This is a genomic window from Vibrio sp. 1401 (assembly GCF_033340295.1).
Genome location: NZ_JAWOWF010000809.1, coordinates 1 through 524, shown reverse-complemented (window position 1 = coordinate 524; position 524 = coordinate 1). Strand labels below are relative to the sequence as shown.

Annotated in this window: 1 pseudogene; it reads right to left on the bottom strand. The window is 44.7% G+C overall.

Annotated elements, in window-relative coordinates:
* Positions 1 to 225 (bottom strand): annotated as a pseudogene (locus R7Z77_RS28295) (hypothetical protein); the annotation flags it as partial.
* Positions 226 to 524: the final 299 nt, after the last annotated feature.

Sequence of the window (524 nt, the reverse complement as noted above, 5' to 3'; positions counted from 1 at the left end):
CATCGACTCTTGTCCCGAAGGTGCATAGTTACCCTCTTCATCCCATTCACCACCTGACTTTGAGTGCACGGTCTTGTGGCAATGAAACGTCGTCATGTCGTTTTCAACGATGTCGTTGATGATGCCTTCTAATCGCCCAGGGGCCAGCTCGATAGCGCCCTCCTTCCGGAATGGACAGTTGGCGCAAGGTTTCTTCAAACGGAGATGATTTGCTTGCTTTGGCATACATATCACTTTTACAGCATCATTTTATGATTCTATGATATAGCCATATTCCGTGTAGTCAATATCTCACTAACAATTACTTTCTATCGGACGCTTACGCGCCCATTTTGGGCAGATAGACAAGTTATTTGGGCGTTTGGAGCGTGCGAGGTGGACAGCGGGGAGACTTTCACATGTGAAAGTTTTGTTTCTTGGTATCGTTTTATTGTCTCTTGATATTATTTTATGATGCTGTAATAATCATAAATAAGGGCCGCATCGCTCTTCGACCTTCGTTGCAGCCCTTACAACACAATCAA